The sequence below is a fragment of the Acidithiobacillus sp. TH-A35 genome, from assembly GCF_057473505.1.
Genome location: NZ_JBYCKR010000188.1, coordinates 1 through 3,651 on the forward strand (window position 1 = coordinate 1; position 3,651 = coordinate 3,651).

General features: G+C 58.0%; 4 protein-coding genes. 1 reads left to right on the plus strand and 3 read right to left on the minus strand.

Annotated elements, in window-relative coordinates; genetic code table 11:
• Window positions 1-33: 33 nt before the first annotated feature.
• From AC2VNK_RS06495 to AC2VNK_RS06505, 3 genes are read right to left on the minus strand one after another with little or no spacing between them, the layout of a single operon-like run.
• Window positions 34-741 carry a hypothetical protein gene (locus tag AC2VNK_RS06495; protein ID WP_291524007.1) on the minus strand — a complete coding sequence of 236 codons (708 nt, stop codon included), beginning with the start codon at window positions 739-741 and terminating at the stop codon, window positions 34-36.
• A gap of 14 nt (window positions 742-755) precedes the next feature.
• Window positions 756-1,181: a DNA polymerase III subunit chi gene (locus tag AC2VNK_RS06500; protein WP_291524009.1), complete on the minus strand. Its 426-nt coding sequence runs from the start codon at window positions 1,179-1,181 to the stop codon at window positions 756-758.
• 12 nt (window positions 1,182-1,193) lie between these two features.
• The gene (locus AC2VNK_RS06505) at window positions 1,194-2,696 is read right to left on the minus strand and encodes a leucyl aminopeptidase (protein WP_486883222.1); all 1,503 of its coding nucleotides are present in this window, start codon (window positions 2,694-2,696) and stop codon (window positions 1,194-1,196) included.
• A 115-nt stretch (window positions 2,697-2,811) separates the two neighbouring features.
• Here AC2VNK_RS06505 and AC2VNK_RS06510 point away from each other — a divergent pair.
• A partial coding sequence (locus AC2VNK_RS06510; protein ID WP_486883223.1) for an LptF/LptG family permease occupies window positions 2,812-3,651 on the plus strand: 840 nt, incomplete at its 3' end.

The following is a 3,651-nucleotide window of genomic DNA, read 5'->3' on the forward strand; positions in this document are numbered from 1 at the left end:
GGCGATCCAGAGTGTCAGTCATAATAGGGTGTATTACTCAATTTCCGAGGCGTTGAACTGGTCCAGACCTTGGTGCAGGACACGCTGCAGTATTTCCGGAAGCGCTTTGCGAATATCTCCAGCCAGGCTTTCGCGCAACTTGATGCCCTCCAGCGCGAGGGTTCGCATGATAGTCAGGCTGACCTGCTCTTTCCAGACGGTTTGCAGGTGCTGTGTCACCATATCTTCTATCTCATTGATTATTCTTCGTTCAATCCCCTGGAAAAGCAGATCCTCGAAGTCTTTGAGAAAGTCGAGATCTACGGGAAATGTCGGAACTGCTGGCGCGACGGGATCGCTGGCGAGAGCATGTTCTTTCACTGTCTCCGGCACTTGCAGCGATTCTGGCGTCATTGCATCGGGTTCCAGCCAATGGGGATTGGCTTGAGCATATCCTGTAGAGGACACCGCAGCCTCATAAGTGGCTGTTGCGGCAGCCTCCTCCCATTGCATTGAAAAGCGGGCAGCAGGATCGGCTGAAGCCACCGTTTCTGGGGGGCGCGCTGAAGTATCCTCCCGCATTGCCTCTACCTCGGTCTCTGATGGTGGAATTTCTGCCTCCCGCGCCGCGTCGTCTGTATGCCGCCAAAGTTGTGGAGGCAGCCCCTGACGCAACAGATGGGTGAGCAACAATGGGCCGTCTTCATCGGCGTCCCTTTGCTCTTCAAGAACGGGTTCTTTACGTGTCGTTATGCTTGCCATGGGCATGTCTCCGGTCAGGCTTCCAGGGGATGCACCTGCATGGTGAACCCCGCATTCTTCAATTGTCTGTATCGTTCTCTGGCGAAGCTGCGAGGCTGCTCTGCGACAGGAATGAAGTCGACAAGCCGTTCGCATGCGGGGACAGGTGCCGGCAATTCGTCCAGCCCGCAGAGCACTAATGCCTTACTCTGCGGGGGCCAGACGCCGCCATCATGGATGCGTATTGATTCTCCTGTACCCCGGACATGGGGCACAAAAGCACCAGCCTGGAAAGTCCAAAGGAGATCATCCATGACCTGCCCCGTCTCCATATCCGGGCACAGGATATCTGCTTCTCCCATGACCTGCCAGACTTTAGCAATCACCCGGCACATGCCGCGTTGCCGCTCGTACGGGGTGAGCAGAGTCGGCGGCAGGGTATAAAACGAAGCGATGGGCAAGCTGTGGTCCTCTCAGGCCACCTGCCGCGCCCGTCGCAGCAAATACTCTACTAACAATGGCACCGGGCGGCCCGTCGCACCTTTGTTCTCGCCGCTCTTCCACGCCACCCCGGCGATATCGAGATGCGCCCAATGATAGTTTTCGGTGAAGCGCGAGAGAAAGCAGGCGGCAGTGATGGTCCCTGCTGGCCGGCCTCCGACATTGGAGAGGTCCGCAAAGGGGCTCTTCAATTGCTCCTGGTATTCGTCGAAGAGCGGCAGCTCCCAGGCCCGATCCATATTTTCCTTGCCCGCGGCAATAAGCTCATGGACGAGCCCTTCATGGTTACCGAGCACGGCCGCAGTCTGGTGCCCCAGAGCGATGACGCAGGCGCCGGTAAGGGTGGCAATATCGATCACTGCGTCGGGTTCGAAACGCTCAACATAGGTCAAGGCATCCGCGAGGATCAGCCGTCCCTCGGCATCGGTGTTCACAATCTCCACGCTCAGGCCGTTCATGCTCTTATGGATGTCACCAGGCTTGGTGGCTTGTCCGTCGGGCAGATTCTCTGAAGCGGGCACCACGGTAATAACGTTCAGCGGGAGTTTAAGTTCCGCTGCCGCTTGAATAGCCGCCAAGGCTGAAGCCCCGCCGCACATGTCATATTTCATTTCGTCCATCTTATCGGCGGGCTTCAGCGAGATACCGCCCGCATCAAAGGTGAGCCCCTTACCGACCAGGACGATAGGTGCCTGATCCTCGGCGCCACCCCAATATTCAAGAATGATCAGCCGGGGCGGCTGTCGGGATCCGTTGGCGACGCCGAGGAGCAAATGCATGCCCAGGGCTTCCATGGCATCCGGACCGAGGATGGTGCTTTTGATGCCCAGGCGCTGGGCCATGGCCTCCGCTTGCCCGGCGAGCCAGACAGGGGTACAGACATTTCCCGGCTCGTTGGCCAGATCCTTGGCCCATGCGACAGCCCGTGCCGTTGCATGGGCTTCCGCTGCGGCACGCTGAACTTCTGCCAGTTCGGCAATGTTGCCTTCAGAAACGATGAGTTGCATGGTGCCAAAGGCCCGTTGCGGCTTGTCCGCGGGCTTTTTATGCTGGTCAAAGTGATAATCGACTTCCGCCATCGCTTGAACCAGAATTTTTGCGAGTGCAGATGCGGAACGGCGGACCACAGGGGTATCCAGCAGGTGTAAGCTGACGCGGCTGATGCGGGCATTCTGCAAAGCGTGTGCGGCGGCGAGTGCGGCTTTGCGAAACTGACTATCCTTGACCTTGCCATGGGTACCGAGGCCCAGGACAAGCACTCGTGCAGCGGCAATTTTCGGAACCTGATAGAGCATCTGCGTCTCGCCACAGGCGCCGCTAAAATCTCCGGTATTGATGAGGGCCTGGAGGGCGCCGCCACTGGCCAGATCAATCAGCGTGGCGGCGGGGCTCAGCGTGCCGCCTTCATACACTCCGACGACCACACAGTCATTGTTGTCGGCGGTTGGGTTCTGGCACTGTACGGCTATCTCCACGGCGGTTCTCCTGATAATCTGTAAGCAAGGAATTCGAGATGATGTTAAAGATGGAAAATAAGCCCCAGGGGCACCGGGAATCAAGTCTTGCGAGTAATCCTCAGGGGTTGCCCGCTTGACGCGCATCCGTATGCAGCTCGTGCGGAATATCACGACCTCTTTTCTGCTGACCTGCTTGGTGGTGCTTGCCATCCTGGCTATCGGCCAGATGACCCAATTGTTGAGGCAAGTCGCTTCCGGGCAGTTGCCATTATCGATTGTACTGCAATTGCTGGGTCTGGCAGTACCTACGCTGTTGGTCATGGTATTGCCTCTGGCCTTTTTCTTCGCGGTTTATCTGGTGTTCAGTAACCTCTATCGTTCCAATGAGATGGTGGCCATTCGCAGTACAGGTACCGGGCTGTCAGGACTTCTGCCGTCCGTTGCGGCGGTTGCGGCGGGCGTCTTTTGCCTGGAATTGATTTTGTCTCTTTCCTGGGCGCCTGGCGCGCAGCGCCAGTTACAGTCCGAATCTGTGCGCCTGGCCAATGCCACGGCCGAGGCCATGCTGCAGCCCGGCAGTTTCACGAATTTACCCGGCGGTCGGGTTATTTATGTAGGGCAACCCGTGGGTAAAAACAGTCACCGCTTCCGCGAGATATTTTTGTCCATCGCCCAGGGTGATCAACTGGATTTGGCGACGGCGACTTACGGGGAGATCAAACCCGGTCAGGATGGCGCCCTGACTCTGGTGCTGGTGGATGGCCAACGTTATCTGGGACGGCCGGGGCAAAACGGGTTCAAAGTCCTTTCCTTTGCGCGCTATCGGGTGTTGCTGGGTAGCCCGGTTACTAGCGCCGCCCAGCCGGGTGGCATCAACTGGGGTAGCGCGTCTCTGTCTCAGCTTGCGCGTCACCTGCATGGCACCGAGATGCGCTTCGCAGTAACCGAACTGGAGTGGCGTCTGCTCTGGCCG

Excerpts from the sequence above, each read along its gene's own strand:
- AC2VNK_RS06495 (WP_291524007.1), bottom strand. The coding sequence starts at position 741 with ATGGCAAGCATAACGACACGTAAAGAACCCGTTCTTGAAGAGCAAAGG.